Annotated in this window: 1 protein-coding gene; it reads right to left on the bottom strand. The window is 63.7% G+C overall.

All coding sequences use genetic code 11. The annotated features are described in order from the left end of the window. On the bottom strand, nucleotides 1–237 hold a 237-nt coding region (locus ACCD03_RS25655; protein ID WP_413413301.1), incomplete at both ends, for a hypothetical protein.

Raw genomic sequence — 237 nt, 5'->3', positions numbered from 1 at the left:
GAGCGTATCGAGATCGACACGGCCGGTTTCGCGCTCCATGAAACTCGAGAAATCATTGACGTGAACGCCCGCAGTCTTGATCCGCAGCAGATCCTTGAGCGGCAACGCATTGCGCCGCTCCTCGAGTGCCAGCACGACCTCGCTCGCCCCGCGATCGGCGACGAAGCTCGACAGGTCGGGGATGTCAGACCGCGAGACCGCCTCCTCGATCGCGAGCGGCCCTTCGTTCATCCCGAC

Source organism: Ralstonia sp. Ralssp135, from assembly GCF_047304345.1.
GTDB lineage: Bacteria > Pseudomonadota > Gammaproteobacteria > Burkholderiales > Burkholderiaceae > Ralstonia > Ralstonia chuxiongensis.
This window is presented reverse-complemented; position numbering and strand designations above follow the sequence as displayed.